Below are 22,977 nucleotides of genomic sequence, written 5' to 3'. Positions count from 1 at the left end.
AATTAGTCTATTCATCAAAGAGTTAGGCGTTCGTGGAAACGCAAACTCCTTATTTAACCTGCCCTTTCGCAAAACAGACAATATTTTCATATATGGAATTACATAAATTTAAGATTATTTATACAAGTTATCTATAAAAAATAGCCGGTTTGACCGGCTATTCTGTAGGTGATGTTGCATATTTTGATGTTTCATTTACGCAATCTTCGCAGATTATTTTTTCACGAAAATAAAAAAGTTGTTCAATACTTCCACAGATCACACAGCTAGGATTATAGCGTTTTAGCACAATATGAGTTTCATCAACAAATATCTCTACCCCATCTTGAGGTTGGATATTTAATTTTTCTCTTAATTCTTTTGGCAATACTATTCTACCTAAATGATCTACTTTTCGTATGATGCCAATGCCGTTCATGTTTCATCCCCTTTGCCTTATTTAATTATGCAAACATTGCCATCCGTTCTATCATACCAAATTTTGCGAAGTTAGAAATGAGACAATCTGGGGACAAATCAAAAAAGCCATCGATTTTCTTCATCAAATGGCTTTTTTGATATGTTTAACGTCTATTTTTTCTTCTTTTCAAAAAGAGACTTCATCAGGATTTTCGACATTGTTTGATAGCTTCTACAGCCTTTGATTTTTCTAATGTAGCATAGTCTTCTAGCTGCTCTCCTAAATAAGAAGCCTTTACTACAGAACGCAAGATTTTCCCATTTTTTGTTTTAGGAAGATCAGGAACAATGTACACACGTTTTGGTCGAAAAACTTTTCCCATTTTGTCTGCTACAAAGTTCATTAACTCTGATTCTATACCACTGGTATCTTCGATTTCCGAAATATGATGTAAAATGACAAAACAAATCACAGACTCGCCTTTTTCCTTGTGTGGAACGCCGATGGCACAAGCTTCTAAAACAGCATGATGCCTCATTAAAATAGATTCCAGTTCAGCCGGACCAAGTCTTGCACCACCTATTTTGATCGTATCATCCGATCGTCCATGAGTAAACCAATGACCATCTACTTTACTGACCCAATCACCATGCTCCCAGACATCTTTCCATTTTCCCCAGTAACCTTGCAGGTATCTGGCTTTGTTATTCCAAATTCCTTTCGTCATGCCTACCCAAGGCTGTCGTATCACTAACTCCCCAATTGTTTGAGTGATGGAAGCACCAGATGGATCTACTATATCTGCATCCATCCCAGGCAAGACACTGTTAAAGCCACATGGCACATGCGGTTTTATTAAAACATTGCTGAGTATTCCTCCAGATACTTCTGTTCCTCCTGCATAATTAAAAATGGGTACTTGTTTTTTACCAACTTGCTCAAATAACCAATACCAAGAATCTTCCGTCCATGGTTCCCCAGTTGAACCAAAAACGCGTAATGAACTGATGTCATGTGTGGTAAGCCAAGATTGACCATGCTTCATAAGCCTACGAATAATAGTAGGAGAAATTCCTAAATGTGTTACTCCATGTTTCTCCACAATGGACCAAAGTTGATCGGCTGTAGGATAGTCAGGAGTTCCCTCGTAAAGTAGCATGGTACTGCCATTCATAAGTGCTCCAAATACCATCCAAGGTCCCATCATCCAGCCCATATCTGTTGACCAAAACAAGATATCTCCAGTCCCCACATCCATCCCATAACCTGCATCAAACCCTGATTTGATCGGAAAACCAGCATGTGTATGTACTGTTCCTTTTGGCTTACTTGTATTTCCAGAAGTATATAAAATCATAAAAGGATCATCTGCCTGAGTTATAAAAGGAACAGCTGGCGGCAACTGATCCACAGGAGTATCCCATAGAACATCTCTAGCCTCATTTGTTTCAATAAAACATCCTAATTTTTTTATCACTACCACTTTTTCAATGGTAGTATGTTCAATCGCTTTATCCACTTCATCTTTCATATGTATTAATTTTCCGCGTCTCCAAAATCCATCTGCTGTGATGACTACTTTTGCTTCACAGTCTTTGATTCGATATTGAAGTGCAACAGATTTATATCCAGAAAAACAGGGAACAGCAATTGCACCAATCCTAGCAATTGCCAACAGCGCAATCACATTTTCCGCAATCATAGGTAAATAGATGAGAACTCGGTCAGATGAACCAACACCTAATTGAAGGAGAAGCTTTGCAAACCGATTTACTTCATACAAAAGATCTCGATAGGAGTACTTGATCGTTTTTCCATCTTCTCCTTCCCAAATAAGAGCCAATTGGTTTCTCATCTTCGGATCATCCACGTATCGATCTAAACAATTGATGGTAATATTAATCTTTCCACCTACAAACCAGTGAGGAAAAGCTTTTCCTTGGTTTAAATCGAGTACTTGTTGATAGTTTTCATGCCAAACAATCTCCATATCTTTTTGAACAGCATCCCAAAAATTACCCACATCATCAATAGAATATTGATAAAAATCATCCCAGTTATCAAAGCCTAATTTTTGCATAAATGAGAAGAGCCTGCTTTGTTCTATCTGTTCTTGTTTCGGAATCCAGACAGATTGTTTCATCTTAAAAATACACTCCTTGAAAAAAGTACATAAATTAAAATTGCGAAAATAAAAAAGAAATAATAATAACTACTCTATCAAACTCTTTGCATTTTACCTAATCCGCGTTATACTTGCTGACAAAAACGACAGGGATTGATACGATATGGTGGAATAATAATAGGAACTGTACTACCTTGACTACGAAGGAGAAGTAAAAATGGAGCAGAAATATTTGAAACGAACTATAAAAAGAGAGAGTCTACAGAGTAAATATCTAGAAACAGAGAAGAAAGCATTGGTATATCTTCCACCAAACTTTGATACAAATCACAAATATCCTGCTTTATTTCTACATGATGGAGACGATTACTTTTCATTGGGCAGAATCGCTACCCAAGCAAATAAGCTCATCGATGAGCAGAAAATAGAACCTCTTATCATGATTGCTGTACCTGTAGAAAAAAAACTCAGAACGCGTGAATACTCTCCTATCGGAGATCGCCAGCAAGCACACATTGATTTTATGACAAACGAACTGCTTCCTTACATACAAGAACGTTATCCCATCGATAATGAAAAATTAGTTGTAGGAGGCTCTTCTCTCGGCGGAACTGTTTCCTTATATATGGCTCTTCAGGACCCTGCCTTGTGGAATAAGGTGTTATCTCAGTCTGGTGCTTTTCTACCGCAGACCTCTTCTCTCCTTTCTGATAAAAAACTCAACTGGCTTTCCATTTACCAATCAATTGGCCTGGAAGAAACAAGTGTACCAACACATGTAGGAAATGTCGACTTAGTAAAACGAAACCGAGAGGTACATGCTATTTTTCAAGCGGCTGGAGCCAATGTTCATTACGTGGAACAAGAGGGAGATCATACGTGGGGTACTTGGCAAAAAGAATTGCCTGTCGCCCTACAATTTTTCTTTGCAAAATAGGACAAAAAAGGACTGGATTCTCTTTTTTTAGATATCCAGTCCTTCTTAATCAACAATGGGTTTTTGGATCAATCCTATTTAGGTAACAAGGTTGTAGATGGTTAAGAAGAGAACAACCGCCAGTAGCAAGTGGATAAGTCCACCAAATGTGTACTTCGTCAACAGCCCAACGAGCCAAACGATAAATATGATACTTATGATTGTCCATAACATAAATGATCCTCTCCCATTCTCTTTGATTAAAAAAGATAGGTAGCGTCTCAAATAGAAAGAATCGCTACCTAAAGGGTCGAAATAATGATCTCTTATATGTTGCAACCAAAACCATGAGTATTTATTTTAAGCTCTAACCAAGCATCTTTACATCTATTATCTATTCACTAGTAGAGATAAGAATCATGCTCAGGTCTTGTCTCTACAATGAGAAATATTTTACCATCATCGAGACGTTCTTCTAATTCTTCTGCTTCTGACCAAGTAAGACCAATTTCCTGCAGGTCGTTGCGCAGCTCGTCTCCTTTTTTCATAAACAAGTTTTGCAAGGTAGCTCGTATACCAATTTCGGTCACACCAAGGGTATTTAAGCCCGCTTCATTGGCAACTCGTTTGGTTCGATCTGTATCATGAGCCAGCACATACATCTCATCTGATCTCGTTCCTTGATCTTTTAGACGTTGTGCCTCTGCCACTAAGTAGTCATCATTATCAAACTCTCGAAATACTGGTCGTAAATCCATTACAAACTCCTCCTTTAGATTATCGGAATGTTCTGTAAACGGAAGTTACTCCTATACTCTTTGAGTTTTTCTATGCTTCATCCTAACTGGGACGGAAATGCCTTCTCCGCTGCGCTTCTATTGAACGGACTTCTTTCCTACTATCTTCCATTCGAATTTGGTATTTTCCTGAATGGCTTGTCCTTTTCTTCAAAAGGCAAGTATCCATATTAATCCCTCCTATCGAATTTTATTTTTGTAGGAAGATTGCTGCAACAAGTTGCTTCATTCTTTTTTGAAAACTACTTCAGATGAGAAGTAATTTTCAAGTTAATTGTCAATTGATTTAGAAGATTTGTTTTTCGGTTTCCATTATACTAACATGCTTGCTGGAAATAGTAAAGGCAAAGAGAAAAATTCAGAAAATTTATGTAGTTTTTATAAATATGGAATCCTATTATATATACTTTTTTTTCAATTTAAAAATTTTATCAAAAACCGGATTTGTGATAGATAAAGATTCACCCTGATCTATACACCGCAAATAAATACTTTATATAGATTTTAATATGAAAAAACTCACTGATTGTAACCGGTGAGTTTTTCATGGAATGAATTTCATTTATAAATATCCAAACCTAAGCTCCTATCCTTACTTCTTTGTACCACCTTTTATTTTGCTCATGAAAATCTTCACGGTGATACATCGCAAGAAACAGGGTACCTACAAGATGATTTTGCAGCGGATGTTCATTTTTAGGCTGGACAGTCGCATTTAGACGGAATCTTTTCACATCTGTACCATGAACATCTACATGGGTTGCTAATAACTCAAACATGGATTGTATTTTTTCAATTAATGTATGGACAATCTCCTGCATAAAAGCAAAATTCATGACAACGTTTGTATGGAAATATTTTTTCTCGAGTTCATCAGGTGCTAAAGTTTGAAAATCATGGATAACATCTTGAGAGAGTGCATGGCGCAAAAATGGTCCTAAAGCCGTAATACTATATGGTGTTGGTTCAAACAGAAGCAAATAGATGAAATCAAACCAAGCTCGCTGCTCCCCGGGTGTTTCCGCTGGTTTTGATTTTTCAACATTGTCTGCTTTTCCTTCTGGAGGTCTAGGAACATTCGGTGCATGATGCAGCGTTGTCTTAATATATCGATTGGAGAATTCTTCATACTCCCGTGTAAACATTAACATCTCATGCCAAACAGCGTCTACTTCCTCACTGTACATAGGAACTGATTTCAGCAGTGCCGCCATAATTAAAAATCGCTGCCACTCAAACCATCTATTTTCAAATTCAACCATATTAATATAATGTTCTCGAATTACTCTTTCTTGAATCCAAGCTGGGTAGTTTTTAGGATAAGATTCTTCTAAATGTTGCAACATATGTTTCATTGCTACTTGGTATTCTTCCCCATGGTTTACCGTACCGAGGTTTGGCATTACATAGCTTTTCTCTGTATTAACTTTCTTTGCTTGTCGATAAAAGACCATACCCATGATCATCATACCGATCAAAATAAACAACAAAAACGCGGCAAAAAGCTCCAAAAAGATTCTCCTTTCTCCTATGTTAGAAATAACTTGTCCAAATGATGCGAAAGGTACAAATTGCTAAAAAAAAGACACCCCAAACACTCAAAAAAGAGAGTGTTGGGCGGGTCTATTATTTACAGTGTTTATTGTAAGCTTCTGTGAGATTAGCTGTAATATTTTCTACTGGGACATTTTCAATTTCATGACGGTGAATCATATGAACCAATTTACCATCTTTCATGATCGCAAAAGATGGCGACGAAGGTGGTTCTTGCCCAAAATAAGTACGAGCTCGTTCTGTCGCCTCACGATCTTGACCTGCAAATACGGTATACAGATGATCAGGCTTTATTTCATTTTGTAAGGAAAGACCTACTGCAGGACGAGCGAGCCCAGCAGCACAGCCACAAACTGAGTTCACCACAACAAGTGCAGTACCTTTTGCGGCCTCCCCAGTTAAAGCCTCATCCACTTCTTCTGGAGTACGTAATTCTTTTATCCCTAATTGCGTAAGTTCGTCACGCATATGTTGCGTCATCATACGCATTTGATCCAAATAGAAATTTTGCATCGATTCCCGTTACGAGGCTAAACTCTATGAGGTTGTTGCATAAATATATTTGAAAGTTGAATGAAGTCGCTTGATGTGTGTGTTTTCCGCGTCTGTTGCCCCAAAACACAAAGGACGCTCCATCCAGTCAAAACGAGGCTAGGAGCAAGCGACATAGCGAGACTTGTGCCCTTGTCTGAGGTGCACATCTGCGCTTTTCCGTTAAATAATGCAACAAACTCTTTATTTATTCGTAACGGTTTCACCTCCTTCTAAAAAATAACATCTAGCAATATGAAAACAGCTCAAAACGGAAGAGACTTTTACCGACATGAGATGTGATTGGTAATGATTATCAAGCCTCTTTCCGCTATTGTAACCAACTATCATGCAAGAGTAAATGGGGGGAGAATTCCTATCGATTTGTAATTACTTCAGGATTCATATCATGCTGAAACAGTCGCTGATTCGCAACTTCTTCCCATCTTGTCCCTTTTTTACCATAGTTAGCATAAGGATCGATACTAAGTCCTCCTCGGGGTAAAAACTTACCCCAAACTTCGATATATTTTGGGTCCATAATCTCCCTTAAGTCTTTCATGATCGTCACGATGCAATTTTCATGAAAATCACCATGATTTCGGTAACTAAATAAATATAGTTTTAACGATTTACTCTCCACGATTTTCTCATCTGGCACATAGCTGATGTAAATGGTAGCAAAGTCGGGTTGGTTCGTGATGGGACATAAACTTGTAAACTCCGGGCAATTAAATTTCACAAAATAATCGGTATCTGTATGACGGTTAGGAAATACTTCAAGTACATCAGGATCATAGGTAAAGGAGTAAACCGTCTCCTTTCCTAAATGCTGCAAAGTATGCTCTTCCATTTATGTCAACATCCTTTCGAAACGAACTGTAGCTTCATCTGTCTCTTGTACTTCTACCCACATCACTGCTGGTTGATTGTCTTTTTCTCTACATAAGCGATCCACTTCATGAAAAAAAACTTCAGCTACCCGCTCTGTCGTGGGAGAAAATCCACCCATTTCCGGATTAAACTCAGGGAACTCATTTAACAAGTGGTGATCATACTTTTTTGCGATGGCATGTTTAATATCACGATAATCGATCAGCATATGCTTCTCGTCTAGCTGAGTACCTTCAATACAAAACGTGACTTTATAGTTATGACCATGAATTCTTTCGCATTTACCTGCCCCATAAACTTGATGTGCACAGGCGATCCAAAAATGTTTTACTAAACGATAATTGCCTCTCACGTAAACGACATCCTTTATTAACCATTTTGCTTCTTATTCACACCATCTTATTGGTAATCAATTGGGTCCCTGATACCAGCTTCTTCAAAGCCTTTTAATCGAAGTCTACAGCTGTCACAAACTCCACAGGCAGCTTCTGCACCTATATAACAAGAGGTTGTTAAATGATAAGGAACTTGTAATTTTGCACCTAATTTTATTGTCTCTGCCTTACTCAATTGAATAATCGGGGTTTCAATCGATAATTTTTCTTCGCTCGTCACCCCTACTTTGGTAGCTAAGTTTATTGTTTGATTCATCGATTCAATAAACTCAGGACGACAATCAGGATATCCACTGTAATCTACAGAACTAACTCCGGTATATATTTTTTTTGCCCCAATCACTTCTGCATAGGCAGTCGCCAAAGATAAGAAAATCATATTGCGTGCTGGTACATAAGTGTTTGGAATTTGATCAGTTATTCCATCAGTCTGTACCATTTCCGTTTTATCCGTCAATGAGCTCCCGCCCAATTGTTGGAAAAAGGAAAGGTTTACAATACGATGATGTTTACTGACACCATAATAAGCTGCTATCTGCTTAGCACACTCTACTTCTCGTTCATGTCTTTGTTCATAGTGAAAAGTAATGGGATACAGTTCATATCCTGCATCTTTCGCAATTCCCATACAAGTGCTACTATCTAATCCCCCACTGAGAACGATCACTGCTTTCATCCTTAAACTCCCCTTAAATCTGGATCCCAAATATATTTATGTGTTTGCAGGTTTAATTTCACCTTGGTAAGTTTATCAGCTAAAATCCAATTTACCAAGGTATCAGGTGCGAGTTTTCCCCAAACTGGGCTAAACAACCCTGTTCCTTTACGATGAAGGTTTTTGTAAGTGTGAACAGCGACGTCATAATCATTTCGATCTTGAACGACAAACTTAATCTCATCTTGGTGATCGAGCAGATTAAAATTTTCTTCTATCATTTTATCTATCTCGCCGCTCGCTGGCAGTTTATAGTCCATGATAAACCGCATTTTGTTCCCTACATTTTCATTACTTTTGCGTAATTCTACAAATGGATCTAGAGCTATCGCTCCATTTGTTTCAATATGAATATCTTCAATAAATGATAGATTTGCCAATTCCTCAATTAGCTTTAATGACTTCTCTCCATGCATCAAAGGTTCTCCGCCTGTTAAACACACATTTACATTTCCCAGCTCCGTTACTTTTTGGACAATTTCCTCTACGGTCGCATAAAACTCCGCTTTCGATGGTGCATAACTGTATGTGGTATCACACCACGTACACCGTAAATTACAATTAAATACTCGTACGAACGTAGTAGGAAATCCAGCTCGTAAACCTTCTCCCTCCACCGTTTCAAAAATTTCTACCATTGGCAGTTTCATGTGATCACTCCATTTCCAGATGCCCGAAATATAACGATTCATTATAGCATAAATAAAATAGTGCAAATATTGAATTCCTTTTTCTTCTACATTTTGTTTTAAGATCGCTTTTATCGAAAGACATCGTTATTTAAATCTGTTAAAATACGTAATAGTCTGATACGCAATGGAGGAATTTTCATTGGAACCAAAACAACAACTTACTGATTTTCAAAATACGATGAAGCAAGCTACAAGTAAAGTAGTGCCTTTTTTCCAAAGGAATAAAAAACTTAGCTTCATCCTTATTGGAGTTATTTGTATTATCATCTGTGCGTATATTGCAGGGGCATATTTGATGGACCCTAGAGACAAAGTTGCCAGCTTTGAACAAGCGGTACGAGATGGAGATGTAAATACACTTTCAAGTTTGATTCATTCACCAGACAGCAAGCTGGAAATTGATGACAAACATATCAGAGATCTCATCGCATACAGCAAAGAAAATGAAGATTATTTACCTGAGCTGGTATCCAGTATGATGACGCAGATTAATGATGAGGAAAATGGTATCACAAACATTGGGGCAGATCATGATTATTATCTCAAACGCACCAATATCCCTCTTTTCTACAGCTTGTACACGATTCAAATCCGCCCTTATTTTCTTGAGATTTCTACCAATGAGCCTGGCGCAACTATTAAAGTAGACGGTAAACAGGTCTTTAAAACTACTGATAAAGAAAAGACTTATACCATGGGGCCCCTTATGCCCGGAAATTATAAAACGTATGCAGAAAAGAAGTATCAATATGCTCTGCTCAGCCAAGAGGATACTGTCAGTGCATTTGATGAAAAAACAGCAACCTCCGAGTCTGACCTAGATTTAAATGGTAGCAATTTAAATTTAGAAAGCAACTTTGAAAACACCAATATTTTTGTAAATGGAAAAGCAATCGGCAAAACAGTGAAAGACCTGCCTGAAATTGGTCCGATTTCGTTTAATGGAACCATCCGGATTCATGGAGAACAGCAATTTCCTTGGGGGCTGGAAAAAAGTCCAGATGTAACAGTGGAAGAAAATACAAGCAGTGTGGACATCACTCCAGTCCCATTTGCCACAGAAGCTACCCGCAAACCGATTGTTGATCTCATCAATCTTTATGCTAAACAGGACATTCAAGCCTATGTCCAAAAAAATGCAAATGTATTGACTACCGTTGACGATAACTTTAAAGCTAAGTACATCGAAGAGATTAATAATGATGTGCAGTTACAAAATTATTGGAAAGGAAATGCCCTTGGAACCCGAATCGACTTTGACCATGTTACCCTTTCTCAAAATGAAGAAACAAAAGTATATCAAGTAACTGTCCCTGTTGAAGTCCATGCTAAATACCGACAATACCATTCCTTTGACAATGGAGATGAGCCACTGGAAGACAAAATGGACTATTACGATATCGTTCTGTCGTACAATGAAAAAGCGAAGAAGTGGTTGGTTACATCGACAAGTGATCAGTATTTTGCCAATGATGGATACTTTGATGGCAAAAATACCGTTAAAAGTGAATTCAAATAATTACACCTGAAAACTCCTCTTTTTTAGAGGAGTTTTTTATTTATTTACATCAAATTACAATTTAGGAGTTTATATTAAAATAATAAAAAATTATTTTATTTTTGATTCGTTTTATAATAAAATATTGTTATTGGATATTTATTACTAAGGACATGGTGATATTTATGAAAAAACTTGGATTTATCGCTTCCTTTTTAGCACTAATTTTTTTGCTTGCTACAGGTTGTACTTCCACCAAAAAAACAAATGATGACCTTAAAAAGAACGACAAACCTGTTGTTGTCGAAGAAAAGAAAACTCCACTTCAAGTGATAAAAGAAACCGAAAAAGTTTTACCAACCATCAAAGCTTATAAGTTTACTCGCAGTACTTTAGAAAAAGGAAATGGTCAAACTTATAACAACATAGAAACAGGAGTAGAACAACTCAATCCAGAAGTTGCTCACTTTACCAATTCCCGAAATACAGAATACTATTATGACAAACAAAACATTTACATGAAAAAAGATGGACAATGGACCAGACAAACTAATACAGATGGGAAAGTTTTAGTTAGTGTCTTATTCACAAATAATATAGACTTTCTTATCAAAAATCTTGGTACAAAAGAGGAAGTTCCAGGAGTCACTGTCACGAAAAATGGAGATGAATATGTAGTTTCGATTGACTATTTGATTTTTAAAGACCCAACAATGACTGATGCTGAATATGCACAAGCTAAGGCTGAAACCATCAAGCGTAAAACAGAACTAACCATAGATGCCAACACATTTGAACCAAAAAAATACACCTTTAATTATGAATCAAAAGCGGGTAGTTTACGCTCCGTTGAACTGGACTTAAGCACATATACTTCCCCCATTGTTATACCTAGTGAAGTGGTACAAAGTGCTACGCAAGCTCCAGCTCAAAATCAAACACAATCAACCACTCCTTCAACTTAAAAAACTAGGGCATTCGCCCTAGTTTTTATCCTTTTAGCCAGAAGTAAATGGATGCAATCGTTGCGAGAAACCACACTGGCCACAAGTTGGGTATCCATCGGCCGAACAAAACCTCAAAAAAGCCCTCCTCTGTGCCAACCATCGAGGCACTTTGCTCGCTCCATATCAGTAAGTAGCCAGTCTTTACATCCAAAATTCGATCTAAATAGTTCCCCTCTAACTTCTTTGTCATTTTCTCCTCTTGTCCAACAGGTATATAGGTGACCTGCTGTTCCACACCCGCTATCCAATTTTCATCAAGATGAAACAACCAGCCGCTGGAACGATGCACTCCAACTTCCATAAAATCAACCACTTGAAGTCCTGTGCCCAGCTGTTGCTGTAACCAACGAACCATTTTTTCTGGCTCTGTATGGGCAGGAAAAAATTGATATAACGGGACTTTTCTTTCTCCCATTCCTCATTTCCTCCCAATATTATTTGGCGATCTGCCGGCAATGTTCTGCTGCATGTTTCAAACTGCTGGCAAAAGCAGACATTTGATCAATACTCATCCTCGATACTGGTCCAGAAACTGCAAGTGCAGCTAACAAATGTCCATCTCGATGGAAAACAGGTACCGATATTGCTGCTGTACCTGTTTCTCGCTCCTCCACACTCAGAGCGAAACCGTTTTGTCTTATTTCTTGCAACTGTTTTTCATACTCTTGTTTCTCTTCCTCTGACATACCAGACTCCGTTAATAACTGATTACGATCATGTTTCTGCAAAAAAGCCATAAATACTTTGCCAGAAGCACCAACAAGAATCGGCATGCGAACACCGATTGGGGCTACCCGCCTTATCGCTTGATTGGATTCCACCGCTTGAACACGGATACGCTCTGCTCCGTCTCGTATGTAAAGGCTCACTGTTTCATCTAAGGTATCTCGCAGTTGTTCCATTTCAGGTAAAAATAACATGGCAGGGTCACTAGATTGATAGATTTGACCTGCTAATTCCCATATCCTTATCCCAAGTTGATACTTATCGGAACGCAAATCTCGTTTGATAAACCCTTTTCCTTCAAGCGTCGCAAGGAGTCGGAACACAGTACTTTTATTTAAACCTGTCTTTTTTGCTATATCAGTTAATCCCAGTTCTGCCTGATTAGTAAAACATAATAATATATCCAAAGCACGTTCTGCTGCCCGTACTGTATTTTTCTTTTCATCCATAACTTATTTTAAGACCTCCCCGCAAAGTCTTTTGTCCATTATATAACAAAAACACTTTTATGGAGGATTTGTATTTTATAGAACAGCAGAAACTACTTTTACATCATCAATGGAATAAGTAGTTCAAAAGCATTCATCTATCATGTTTACAATAAAAGCTTATGTATACTAAAATAGTTGTATAACCCACAGAAATTCTGTCGAGTAAGTGATCACAAGAGGTGAATATGAGCCAGCCGGTCAACCCTCAGCCTGAGCAGACTTCCACCGTCTCTGCGCATCCCATGGATGAGCTCTGGGAGGAGTACTACGCCGACGAGCATCGAGCGATGGAGGCACTCCGGAGCAAGGGTAACTAGGTCACTTCCTAGCATCCTCGACTGATCCAAGGTGGTACATTGTCAAAAGCAGTTGCACCGCCAGCGAAAATTAGCATCTTCATATAGAAAGGCTAGCGTATTATTAACGCTAGCCTTTGTTATTTCTGTTTTCACAAGGAGAACCGTCATCTCAAACCTTATTCTTCCCTTGTATGGATTGGCAACATAACTGCTCCTCATATTTTAACTGCTCATCTTCATAAATTTTTTTTGCCGATAAACACGGATCACTTGATAGATAACTATACTTACAACAATCACCCCTAATGCAACATATCCCCAGTTACGGCTTGCCGAAGCAATGGCTGGAATTGCTGTTCCAAACTGATATCCAACTAAAAAGAATGCTGCTGTCCAGATCAGTCCTATGGAATAGGAGTATAAAGCATAATGTCTAAATTTCATTTTATGGCTGCCTACTACATATGGAATTACATGGCGGACAACTGGCAAGAAATAACTCAAAATTAGGGCAAACTTCCCATACTTATCTACCAATTTCTCTGATTTTGCAAGATATGGCCGCCATTTTTCTTTTTCTTGAAATTTCTTCGTCAAACCTACTCCATAATGCCTCCCCAATGTGTAGCCAATCGATAGACCTGATACTACTCCAAGATAAGTTACGATAAAGGAAGGTACTAACTGCAACACCCCAAGAGAAGAAACAAAACCACCTGTCATCACAATTACTTCATCTGGTATTGGCATACCTACAATCCCCAGCCAGAGGCAGAAAAATAAGGCGAAGTAACCATATTCACTGATCCAATGCATCAACTGTTCCATTCCCATATTAGAACTACCTCCCTTCACCCACTCGGCTTGCAAATATAAACAAAACTTGGTGGTATATTTATAGGTATAAAGCGAACACTTACTTGTGAAAAATGTGCCAAGAGGTGTTTGCGCATTTGTAAGGAATATTGAAATTGAACAAAAACTCCATCGTCATGTAGAGCACGACTTGATTCCTGTAAAATTCTTGTCGTTAAAAAGCTGGGAAAGTTGGCAAATGGCAAACACGATATAATTGCATCCACTTTTTGAATGCCATTTTTCTGGAATGTATATCGCATTTGTTCCGCATCTTCTGCATGCTGAAAATGCGGAAATCGCTCTCTTAGTTGTTTGCTAAGGATGGGGTCGTTTTCAAATATAATGGCTTTTGCACCTGGTGCAATCCGCTTTTGAATTTCCTTGGTGACTACACCTGTGCCACCCCCAAGCTCTACTACTGTTTTTATCCTGTCCCAAGGAATTGGATTGACCAAAGCATGTACCAAAAACTTCGAACTGGGTACAATACTACCAATACTCCTTGGTGAAGTTAGAAAACGTTCAAGCAACTGAAATTGCATCATGCCACTTCCTCTCTTTGCGATTACAGCTTAACAAGGCAAAATGAAAAGAAAAGTAAAATAAGGTATTCTTAAGATTCCCTGAAGAAAAAATAGTTATAAGTCGATTTACAGAAATACGAAATCACGTTATAATGAGTACGAAAAAGAAACCGGATTCCACCTAGTGAAACAACCAATGAAGGAGGTCCTCTTCTATGGATTTATCCAAAGTACGAGTTCCCTTGAAAATCAAAGACCGTTCTTATGTGATGTATGATATCAATCAATTGGAAAAACAAGGATTAGGAGATGTTTCTAAACTTCCCTTTTCCATCAAAGTAATTCTAGAAGCAGCTGTCCGCGGATTTGATGGAAAATCTGTAACCACTGAGCATATTGATCAACTCTTAAAATGGACGAAAAACAAAAGCGATAAAGAAATCGCATTCAAACCTGCACGTATTGTGCTGCAAGACTTTACAGGAGTTCCTGCTGTTGTCGACCTGGCAGCCCTTCGTTCTGCTATGGCACGTGTCGGTGGTGATCCCAAACGAATCAATCCTCTCATTCCAGTCGATCTAGTCATTGACCACTCTGTCATGGTAGACGAAGCAGGAACAGCTACTGCGCTTACTACGAACATGAAATTGGAATTTGAGCGCAATGCAGAGCGTTATCGTTTGCTTCGCTGGGCAAAAGAAGCTTTCTCCAACTTCCGTGCAGTTCCACCAGCTACCGGGATCGTGCACCAAGTTAACTTGGAATTTCTCGCAAGCGTCGTTGCATCGAAAGAAGAAGCAGGAGAAACTATTCTCTATCCTGACTCCCTTGTCGGAACGGATTCCCATACTACTATGGTAAACGGTCTTGGGGTTGTCGGATGGGGTGTTGGTGGTATCGAAGCGGAAGCAGGAATGCTTGGTCAACCATTATATTTTGTAACTCCAGAAGTAGTTGGATTTAAACTTACCGGAAAATTACCAGAAGGTGCGACGGCTACTGACCTTGCACTTACTGTTACCGAACTTCTCCGTAAAAAAGGAGTAGTTGGGAAATTTGTTGAGTTTTATGGAGCTGGACTTAGCAATCTCAGCCTAGCTGATCGTGCTACTGTTGCTAATATGGCCCCTGAGTATGGAGCCACTGTTGGATTTTTCCCAGTCGATGAAGAGGCTCTTCATTACCTTGCTCAGACAGGACGAGATCAAGATCATATCGATTTGATCCGTGAATACTGCATCAAACAAGGATTATTCCGTACCGATGACACACCAGATCCATTCTTCCGTGATACGGTAGAATTGGATTTAAATGATGTAAAACCAAGTTTAGCAGGTCCTAAGCGTCCACAGGACCGTGTAAACCTCAGCGATATGAAAAAAGTGTGGCAAAATACACTAGTAAAACCGATCGACGAACGTGGTTTTGGTCTTACAGAAGACCAATTAGACGCAACTGGCAGCATAACAAGAGATGGAAAAACCTATGAGCTGCCCCACGGAGCTGTTGCCATTGCTGCAATTACTAGCTGTACCAATACTTCCAACCCTTCTGTCATGATTGGTGCTGGGCTTATCGCCAAGAAAGCAGTAGAAAAAGGGTTAGAGGTTCCAGCTTATGTAAAAAGCAGTCTCACTCCAGGTTCGCAAGTCGTAACTAGATACTTAGAAAAAGCTAACTTGCTTCCTTCGTTAGAAAAGCTAGGTTTTAATGTCGTAGGTTATGGCTGTGCAACTTGTATCGGAAACAGTGGACCACTTGCTGATGATGTAAGCAATGCAATCACTGATAATGACCTGACTGTTGCTTCTGTACTCAGTGGAAACCGCAACTTTGAAGGCCGGATTCACCCATTGGTAAAAGCAAACTACTTGGCTTCCCCTCCACTTGTTGTCGCCTATGCTCTTGCTGGAACAGTCAATATCGATTTTGAAACAGACCCAATTGGTAAAGATCCAAACGGACAACCGGTTTATCTTCGTGATATCTGGCCAAGTTCATTTGAAATCAGCCAAGTAATGGAAAAAGCAATCGATAGCGAACAATTCCGTACGCAATACAGCAAAGTATTTGATGCAAATGAAGCATGGAATGCCTTGCCTACACCAAAAGGTGTGCTATATGAGTGGGATGAAAAATCCACCTATATTCAAGAACCGCCTTTCTTTGTCAATCTAGATTCCAATTCGGGAAATATCGAAGCAATTCGCGGCGCACGAGCACTTGCCGTCTTAGGTGATTCGGTAACTACGGACCATATTTCCCCAGCAGGCAGTATTGCGCCATCCAGTCCAGCAGGGCGATACTTGCAAGATAACCATGTTGCGATAAAAGACTTTAACTCTTACGGTTCCCGTCGTGGTAATGACCGTGTCATGACAAGAGGTACCTTTGCTAATATCCGTATCCGCAACAAAATGGTTCCTGGTTCAGAAGGCGGTGTGACCAAACATCTTCCAACAGGTGAGGTTCTTTCTATCTATGATGCTGCAATGCGTTATCAACAAGAAGACACTCCGCTTGTTGTCCTAGCTGGAAAAGAATATGGTACTGGCAGCTCCCGTGACTGGGCAGCGAAAGGTACAAATTTACTTGGTGTTAAAGCCGTTATCGCAGAAAGCTTTGAACGAATTCACCGCAGTAACTTAGTTGGAATGGGAGTACTTCCTCTTCAGTTTAAAGAGGGTGAATCTGCAAGTTCGCTTGGTTTAACTGGTGAAGAAGTATTCCACATCGCTGATTTGAATGACCAAGTAAAACCAGGAGATATCCTAACCGTAAAAGCGGTAAAAGAAGATGGCACCACTACTTCCTTCCAAGCAATCGTACGTCTGGATAGTGTAGTAGATGTAGAATACTACCGCAATGGTGGTATCCTGCAAACCGTTCTTCGTCAAATTTTAGATGATCAAGGTGTTACGGTTTAATCTTGACCTTAGCTTATCGAAAATGAAAGATAGAAGATACGACCCACAGTTTTATCTTCTTCTACGACCCTAGTCTTAAAAAATACAGCGGCCAAATCTGGCCGCTTTTTTCTTTTTTATAGAAATCCTAGAAATCCCTTAACCACCAATAAGATTTTCTTTGTAACTCTGCTTCTAATCGTTGGATTTCTTCTTGTATTTCTTGCAGTTTTGGCTCGGCAAATTCCCTCGCTAAATCTCCACGAAGATGCTTTCTAATTAGATCAATCTGATATTGCTTCGCATCCAGTAACTCCATTGCAGTCTGATCTATATTTAGATTGGTCTTATCTGACTGAAAACCCATTACCTCTTGGATCAATCTTTCCATGTCCAATTGCTTTTTCATGATGTTATAAACCCCTTTCCAAGACATCAAATATTATTATAAATGAAATTATTTCTATATTCCCATTAAAATTTCTACTGCAGAAAACAACTTACATAGTTAGAAAATTGGAAAAGGACAGTTTGTATAAACCTGTCCTTTAACTGTAGGATTTCGTATAAGCTTTCATACATCAAGAAACATTACATCATATACATAAGATGATAAAATAAAAGAATCAGCGGCTTCCACTCTAAGGAGAACCACATGCATCACCGCTCAACCAACTATGCCAGCTTTCTACTCATGTCCTTGATAGCACCAAAACATGAAAAACAAAAGCTTGCATGGTGGACCTTGGCTGGGACATGGCTAGTACTCGCCATTTTTGCTTGGACTTCAGATGGAATGGTGCTGTTTTTTCACATCACTAGCAAGTTTCTAGCTGGAAATCTCGCAGAAGTTCGAACATACGGCGAAAAAACAGCATCCGCTCCTGCTATCGTGGCAATAGTAGCAGTGATGGTGCCCACGATGATTACTACCATTCCCCTGCTCTCAAAGGTTCTTGGTACATCTCATCATCGTGATACAAACAGAACCAAACATGCCAGCCGACAGTTTGCCGTACACATGCTGGTTCTATTCGGGGAAGAGTTCATTTTTCGCTTTCTTCTCGATAAACTGCGAAAGGCTCTGAGCCTAGACAGTAATCTCGCCTTCTTTGTGCTCAATTTCACAGGGATCACGATCTGGGCTGTCCTCCATCTGCTGCTGCTCAGGGCAAATATCAAGAAGTGGCCTGCCGTACTACCGGTGTTTTACCTCGGTGGTCTTTTCTTTACGATGGTATATGTGTCTCATGGGATCTTCGTGTCCGTGATGACACATATCATCTACGACATGGTTCTCTTCTCTGTATATTGCAAGACATCTTTTTGGTGGAAAAAGTACAAACTCCTTTGCCTGTACCACCTAGTTTGGCTTGGCGGAGCAGTACTCTCTCATCTGCCATCGCCCGACTTTTCTGGAAGAGCCTGCTCATCTCCCAGCTGTTCAGCATGATTCAGATGTTGGACAAGGTAGCCATGTTTGGCTTGGCAGCGCTATTTGTCATCCACCAAACAGGTGAACGTGTCATGAGATACGGTTATGCTTTGAGCCCTATTCGCTTTTTGTTTGTCCTGCGGATTGCTTTTTGGATGTTTAGAGCAGCCGATTCCATGCACTGGGAAATGTTGTCAGAGACACTAAGGAATCTTCAGGACAAAAACCTTTCAGAGACAGATCGAAAACTCTACCTAGATGGAGCTCCAGCAAACACAAAAAAAGTCCCCCTTGGATACGTGTTACAATCATCCAAGGGGGGCGATGCATTTTTATCTCTCATAAAGGAATACTTTCACTGTTCTTGTATTTTCAAATCAGAAAACGTTTGCATGGCTCTGTACCAATCTTCGACGGTTCCCTTTTTGACACTTGCTGTCAAGTATTTCTTCCTTCCTAATCTCCGACATGAACCTTTTTCCAATAAAATCAAGTCATCCGCACACTCTGCAAACGCTAAATTGCTCGTGCTGATCAAAATGATCCGATCTTTCGGCTGATTGGTAATTTCTTGCCATAAGATATGTTTTCCTATTGGGTCCAATCCTTTTGTCGGTTCATCTAACAATAAAATGGTAGGGGATTTTACGAAACACTCAGACAAATAATAACGCTTAAGAACCGGTCCAATCAATTTGGAAACACTTGTTTTTCTCCAGCCTGCTAAACCCCACTTAGCAATACATTCTGCTGCAACCTTTTTCGGAGAAGCTACGCGACGAACCTGAGCAAAATAGAGCAAAGTTTCTTCTACTGTTTCATCATAGCGAAGCGCAGGTACGGACGGCAGATAAGCTATCTTATCCCGCCAATCACTTAAACTAGTAGAATCACTTGCTACTACACTACCGCGTGACCAAATAAAACGATCTCCTTCTTTTGAACCAAACGTAATTCTCCCATCATCTGGTAACATCGTAGCTGCTGTAAGCCGAAGTAGAGTAGACTTCCCAGCACCTTCTGGACCTAATATTACTGTGACACCTGCACGTACTGTCGCAGAAAAATCTAATAAACCGATCGTACTTTTTTGTTCTCCTGCTTGGTTTCTATCGTTATTTGCATTATACTTTTTGGTAATATGAGACCATTCAATCCACAAAGAAAATTCCCATCCTTTCCAATACAAGTCTTGTTATATTCACTGTTGAGCCGATTAAAAACAACTTTTTTACTCTTTTAAAAATTATATCAAGATGGTAAATAATTCTATCTGGAAATATCTTATCATATAGAATGGAAAATAAAAGGTGAAATTACTAAAAAACACATATCTGTAAATTTTATATGTTCACCCTTCTATTACCAACTAATAGTTTTATTATGTTTATTCTGATAATTTTGCGAAAAATAATTTCAAACGGCCCGAAATATTGATAAAAAAAACGACTCCATAGAAAATTATTGAAGTCGTTTTGTTAACGTTATTAAGCTTGACTTGCTTTTTTTGCAGCTTCCACCGGCGCTTCATAGTTTGGATGATTGGTAGCTTCTGAGCAATACTCCACATACACTACTTTATCATTTTTATCGATCACAAATACAGCACGAGTAAGAAGACGAAGGTCTTTAATTACAACACCATAAGCCGTCCCAAAGGAAAGATCACGATGGTCAGATACGGTTTGTACTTGATCAATCCCAGCCGCCCCGCACCAACGTTTTTGAGCAAATGGAAGATCGACGCTGACGGTCAATACTTTTACATTGTCTAATTTGCTGGCTTCTTCGTTAAAACGACGGGTTTGGGCGTCACATACACCTGTGTCCAATGAAGGTACTACGCTAATAATACGGACTTGTCCTTTGCTATCCTCTAATGTTACAGGAGATAGATCATTTGCAAGCACAGTAAAGGAAGGAGCTTGATCTCCTACTTTGATTTCTGGTCCTACTAGTGTTTTAGCAGCACCTTTAAAGGTAATTGCTGCTTCGCGTTCGATTGCCATAGTCATGCCCTCCTACTTATGTATCTAAGCTCAATGAACTTACGATTATATCGAAACTACAATTTATAGTTTACCACATTCCTATGCAATAGCGACATTTAGGTTTAAAATAGACAGTGGTGATAATGATGGAAATTAAATTAACAGAATTAGCTGCGACAAAACTACGATTATTATTATTTCAAGAAACGATTAATGTTCCCCTTGCCATCCGCATTGTGCTGCTGACTTCCGGATGCAATACACCATCATTTGGTTTAGAAGTGATCGAACAAAAATCGGAATACCAAAAAACCAAAGTTCGAAATATCCCTTTTGTCTGGTATCCTGATGATGAACGATGGTTACACGGCATATCGATTGATATAAACCGAGAAAATGGAAAGTTTATCATCGATCATCCTGATCCTTCTCAGCTAACCAATTGCCCAATGGTGCCTCAAGAGGTGGATGAACATCAAGATGATTAAGAGCTTATGGATTTTATTGGGCTGTCTCTTGCTTTTGTGTCTCTTTATCACTTACCAATATATAAAGGTATCCTATTATGATAACCAATACCCTGATAACAAGAAGCGTGATGCTGCGATTGTACTAGGAGCTTCTCTCTGGCATAATAAACCTTCGCCAGCACTGAGAGAACGATTAAATACAGCTCTTAAACTATATCGAACAGGGAAAATAGATTATTTTATCTTATCTGGTGGGTTAGGTGATGATGAACAGCAATCAGAAGCAAATGCGATGAGAACTTATTTACTGGAGCATCATGTGCCAATTGATAAGATGATTTTAGAAGACAAATCCCATAACACAAAAGAAAACTTACAAAATACAAAAGCTATATTGATGGGTATTCCTATTCATTCCCTTTACCTCGTTACGCATGACTATCATATGTACCGAGCATTAATCTATGCCAGGCAAGCTGACCTAGAGGTTTCCCCTGCACCTGCACACTCCACTGTATTATTTGGTCCGTATCATAAACTTCGGGAATGTATAGCACTATGGAAACTTTATTTGTTCCACTAACTTCATCAATTTTGGGTCCCAAATTTCAATCCATATCTCTTTGGGAATCTTTTCCGAATCTGCGATCAACTCATGTAAGTAAGCAGTTGCATCCGTGACCACTTTATCTACTTTTATCCCCAGCCAGTTAGCTGGATATAAGGATAACTTGGGAATAGCAGACTGCATCAATTTGATCGCTCCTGCACGATTCCCATTCCTCCTGTGGTGACAAGAAACTGCTACTTGAAGTAATCCTTGGTAGAAAGGCTCTCGTCCTTCTTCTAGCCACAAGTCTTCTAGTAAATCGTGACACTCATAATAGTCTCTCAATACGTTAAACGTGTACAAAAATATGATATACTGACGGTCATACATAGCAATAACCTCAAATAAAAAGGATGAGAACTTTTGAATACCAAGAAAAATTTAGAAACACTGATCCTAGAGATCAAAAGTCATTTAAATATAGTGAATGCTGCTTTGATCCAGCCCGAAGATTATTCGGAAGCTGATTATGATGATATCGTTGAGTTATATGAGTATGTAAATAAGAAACAAGGAAAACTGACCTTGATGGAAATCGAAGGCGTCTTGGAAGAACTTCGCTCCCTTCGTCAATCAAAATAACGCCTGAGCAATTCCGGAAGTGGTTTGCTCTTTCGACTTTGCAGATCGATCGTCACACTGATTACCTCTGCATCAGCGACCACTTCTCCTTTTTCATTATGAATCTCTTGGAAAAAGACAAAACTGCTATTCCCACAACGGAGTGGCTTTGTTTTAATCATCAGCTTTTCACCAAGTGTGGCTTCTTTCCGATATTGGATATGAATACTAACAGTTACCGTGCCTATCCCCATCTGAGTAAATTCATCAAAAGGCAGTTTTGCTTGGTTATACCACTCTTCTCTACCCCACTCCATATACTCCAAATACTTGGCATTATTCACGTGCCCCATTACATCAATCTCTGTGGATCGCACCTCAATCGGTAAACATACTTGCACCATATAACCCCCCTTTATTTTTAGTTTAGACAATTTGTATTGCTTTGCAAGCGTTTTCCTGCAATATTAGCCACAGGAAATACAAAAAAATAATGGTTACCCATTATTCTAGAAAAGAAAATATGATTTGTCACTCTTGACCCGAACGGATATTTGGTTATAATAAGAGTAACAGAACTTT

27 protein-coding genes are annotated in these 22,977 nt (G+C 39.1%); 8 read left to right on the top strand and 19 right to left on the bottom strand.

Annotated features, from left to right (window positions below; all coding sequences use genetic code 11):
- Positions 1-157: 157 nt before the first annotated feature.
- Positions 158-418 carry an AbrB/MazE/SpoVT family DNA-binding domain-containing protein gene (locus tag MK805_RS00350; protein WP_028777806.1) on the bottom strand — a complete coding sequence of 87 codons (261 nt, stop codon included), beginning with the start codon at positions 416-418 and terminating at the stop codon, positions 158-160.
- 184 nt (positions 419-602) lie between these two features.
- Positions 603-2,543: an AMP-binding protein gene (locus tag MK805_RS00345; RefSeq protein WP_240873212.1), complete on the bottom strand. Its 1,941-nt coding sequence runs from the start codon at positions 2,541-2,543 to the stop codon at positions 603-605.
- A gap of 199 nt (positions 2,544-2,742) precedes the next feature.
- On the opposite strand from MK805_RS00345, the gene MK805_RS00340 reads away from it, so the two are divergent.
- Positions 2,743-3,462: an alpha/beta hydrolase gene (locus MK805_RS00340; protein WP_240873211.1), complete on the top strand. Its 720-nt coding sequence runs from the start codon at positions 2,743-2,745 to the stop codon at positions 3,460-3,462.
- A 78-nt stretch (positions 3,463-3,540) separates the two neighbouring features.
- Here the strand turns inward: MK805_RS00340 and MK805_RS00335 are convergent, their stop codons facing one another.
- The 8 genes from MK805_RS00335 to MK805_RS00300 all read right to left on the bottom strand — a co-directional run bounded on the left by MK805_RS00335 (position 3,541) and on the right by MK805_RS00300 (position 9,019).
- On the bottom strand, positions 3,541-3,675 hold the full coding sequence (locus MK805_RS00335) for a lmo0937 family membrane protein (RefSeq protein WP_240873210.1): 135 nt from the start codon (positions 3,673-3,675) through the stop codon (positions 3,541-3,543).
- A gap of 167 nt (positions 3,676-3,842) precedes the next feature.
- On the bottom strand, positions 3,843-4,199 hold the full coding sequence (locus MK805_RS00330; protein WP_240873209.1) for a YflT domain-containing protein: 357 nt from the start codon (positions 4,197-4,199) through the stop codon (positions 3,843-3,845).
- A gap of 617 nt (positions 4,200-4,816) precedes the next feature.
- Positions 4,817-5,725 (bottom strand): glycine-rich domain-containing protein, encoded by a 909-nt coding sequence (locus tag MK805_RS00325; RefSeq protein WP_240873208.1) that lies wholly within the window; start codon positions 5,723-5,725, stop codon positions 4,817-4,819.
- 139 nt (positions 5,726-5,864) lie between these two features.
- Positions 5,865-6,281, bottom strand: a complete 417-nt coding sequence (locus MK805_RS00320; RefSeq protein WP_275092323.1) for a BrxA/BrxB family bacilliredoxin — start codon at positions 6,279-6,281, stop codon at positions 5,865-5,867.
- 418 nt (positions 6,282-6,699) lie between these two features.
- Positions 6,700-7,176, bottom strand: a complete 477-nt coding sequence (queF, locus tag MK805_RS00315; RefSeq protein ID WP_240873206.1) for a preQ(1) synthase — start codon at positions 7,174-7,176, stop codon at positions 6,700-6,702.
- On the bottom strand, positions 7,177-7,569 hold the full coding sequence (locus tag MK805_RS00310) for a 6-pyruvoyl trahydropterin synthase family protein (RefSeq protein WP_240873205.1): 393 nt from the start codon (positions 7,567-7,569) through the stop codon (positions 7,177-7,179).
- Positions 7,570-7,616: 47 nt separating this feature from the next.
- A complete protein-coding gene (queC, locus tag MK805_RS00305; RefSeq protein ID WP_240873204.1) occupies positions 7,617-8,288 on the bottom strand; it encodes a 7-cyano-7-deazaguanine synthase QueC in 672 nt (223 codons plus the stop codon).
- 2 nt (positions 8,289-8,290) lie between these two features.
- On the bottom strand, positions 8,291-9,019 hold the full coding sequence (locus MK805_RS00300; protein ID WP_240873203.1) for a 7-carboxy-7-deazaguanine synthase QueE: 729 nt from the start codon (positions 9,017-9,019) through the stop codon (positions 8,291-8,293).
- A gap of 139 nt (positions 9,020-9,158) precedes the next feature.
- Here MK805_RS00300 and MK805_RS00295 point away from each other — a divergent pair, with 139 nt between their 5' ends.
- Together MK805_RS00295 and MK805_RS00290 are read left to right on the top strand one after the other, a co-directional pair.
- Positions 9,159-10,538, top strand: a complete 1,380-nt coding sequence (locus tag MK805_RS00295; RefSeq protein ID WP_240873202.1) for a TcaA 3rd/4th domain-containing protein — start codon at positions 9,159-9,161, stop codon at positions 10,536-10,538.
- Between the two features lie 164 nt (positions 10,539-10,702).
- The gene (locus MK805_RS00290; RefSeq protein WP_240873201.1) at positions 10,703-11,482 is read left to right on the top strand and encodes a hypothetical protein; all 780 of its coding nucleotides are present in this window, start codon (positions 10,703-10,705) and stop codon (positions 11,480-11,482) included.
- A 25-nt stretch (positions 11,483-11,507) separates the two neighbouring features.
- On the opposite strand, the gene MK805_RS00285 is transcribed toward MK805_RS00290, so the two are convergent.
- The 4 genes from MK805_RS00285 to MK805_RS00270 all read right to left on the bottom strand — a co-directional run bounded on the left by MK805_RS00285 (position 11,508) and on the right by MK805_RS00270 (position 14,443).
- Complete coding sequence (locus tag MK805_RS00285; protein WP_240873200.1) at positions 11,508-11,939, bottom strand: hypothetical protein; 432 nt, start codon at positions 11,937-11,939, stop codon at positions 11,508-11,510.
- Between the two features lie 19 nt (positions 11,940-11,958).
- The gene (locus tag MK805_RS00280; RefSeq protein ID WP_240873199.1) at positions 11,959-12,699 is read right to left on the bottom strand and encodes an IclR family transcriptional regulator; all 741 of its coding nucleotides are present in this window, start codon (positions 12,697-12,699) and stop codon (positions 11,959-11,961) included.
- A 563-nt stretch (positions 12,700-13,262) separates the two neighbouring features.
- A complete protein-coding gene (locus MK805_RS00275) occupies positions 13,263-13,874 on the bottom strand; it encodes a DedA family protein (RefSeq protein WP_240873198.1) in 612 nt (203 codons plus the stop codon).
- Between the two features lie 17 nt (positions 13,875-13,891).
- Complete coding sequence (locus MK805_RS00270; protein ID WP_240873197.1) at positions 13,892-14,443, bottom strand: class I SAM-dependent methyltransferase; 552 nt, start codon at positions 14,441-14,443, stop codon at positions 13,892-13,894.
- A 194-nt stretch (positions 14,444-14,637) separates the two neighbouring features.
- Between MK805_RS00270 and acnA the strand changes: the two genes are divergently transcribed.
- Positions 14,638-17,349, top strand: coding sequence for an aconitate hydratase AcnA (gene acnA / locus MK805_RS00265; RefSeq protein ID WP_240873196.1), 2,712 nt, complete (start codon positions 14,638-14,640; stop codon positions 17,347-17,349).
- A gap of 127 nt (positions 17,350-17,476) precedes the next feature.
- Here acnA and MK805_RS00260 read toward each other — a convergent pair whose 3' ends face one another.
- Positions 17,477-17,764, bottom strand: coding sequence for a hypothetical protein (locus MK805_RS00260; protein ID WP_240873195.1), 288 nt, complete (start codon positions 17,762-17,764; stop codon positions 17,477-17,479).
- A gap of 219 nt (positions 17,765-17,983) precedes the next feature.
- Between MK805_RS00260 and MK805_RS00255 the strand changes: the two genes are divergently transcribed.
- The gene (locus MK805_RS00255; RefSeq protein WP_240873194.1) at positions 17,984-18,781 is read left to right on the top strand and encodes a CPBP family glutamic-type intramembrane protease; all 798 of its coding nucleotides are present in this window, start codon (positions 17,984-17,986) and stop codon (positions 18,779-18,781) included.
- Between the two features lie 337 nt (positions 18,782-19,118).
- On the opposite strand, the gene MK805_RS00250 is transcribed toward MK805_RS00255, so the two are convergent.
- Together MK805_RS00250 and tpx are read right to left on the bottom strand one after the other, a co-directional pair.
- Positions 19,119-19,925 carry an ATP-binding cassette domain-containing protein gene (locus MK805_RS00250; protein ID WP_240873193.1) on the bottom strand — a complete coding sequence of 269 codons (807 nt, stop codon included), beginning with the start codon at positions 19,923-19,925 and terminating at the stop codon, positions 19,119-19,121.
- Positions 19,926-20,250: 325 nt separating this feature from the next.
- Complete coding sequence (tpx, locus tag MK805_RS00245; protein WP_240873192.1) at positions 20,251-20,778, bottom strand: thiol peroxidase; 528 nt, start codon at positions 20,776-20,778, stop codon at positions 20,251-20,253.
- 119 nt (positions 20,779-20,897) lie between these two features.
- Here tpx and MK805_RS00240 point away from each other — a divergent pair, with 119 nt between their 5' ends.
- A complete protein-coding gene (locus tag MK805_RS00240; protein WP_240873191.1) occupies positions 20,898-21,242 on the top strand; it encodes a hypothetical protein in 345 nt (114 codons plus the stop codon).
- Positions 21,235-21,807: a YdcF family protein gene (locus tag MK805_RS00235; RefSeq protein WP_240873190.1), complete on the top strand. Its 573-nt coding sequence runs from the start codon at positions 21,235-21,237 to the stop codon at positions 21,805-21,807. Before MK805_RS00240 ends, MK805_RS00235 begins: the two co-directional genes overlap by 8 nt.
- On the opposite strand, the gene MK805_RS00230 is transcribed toward MK805_RS00235, so the two are convergent.
- Positions 21,781-22,164: a DUF309 domain-containing protein gene (locus MK805_RS00230; protein ID WP_240873189.1), complete on the bottom strand. Its 384-nt coding sequence runs from the start codon at positions 22,162-22,164 to the stop codon at positions 21,781-21,783. The genes MK805_RS00235 and MK805_RS00230 overlap by 27 nt on opposite strands.
- A 33-nt stretch (positions 22,165-22,197) precedes the next feature.
- Between MK805_RS00230 and MK805_RS00225 the strand changes: the two genes are divergently transcribed.
- Entirely contained in the window at positions 22,198-22,416 is a 219-nt protein-coding gene (locus tag MK805_RS00225; protein ID WP_240873188.1) for a DUF1128 family protein, read from the top strand.
- Here MK805_RS00225 and MK805_RS00220 read toward each other — a convergent pair.
- Complete coding sequence (locus MK805_RS00220; protein ID WP_240874224.1) at positions 22,404-22,796, bottom strand: acyl-CoA thioesterase; 393 nt, start codon at positions 22,794-22,796, stop codon at positions 22,404-22,406. The two genes, MK805_RS00225 and MK805_RS00220, sit on opposite strands and share 13 nt — an antisense overlap.
- Between the last annotated feature and the right edge of the window lie 181 nt (positions 22,797-22,977).

The sequence above is a fragment of the Shimazuella soli genome (genome assembly GCF_022511585.1).
GTDB classification, from domain to species: Bacteria; Bacillota; Bacilli; order Thermoactinomycetales; family Thermoactinomycetaceae; genus Shimazuella; species Shimazuella soli.
Note: the sequence above shows the minus strand (reverse complement) of the source record. Positions and strands in the feature narration are given on the sequence as shown.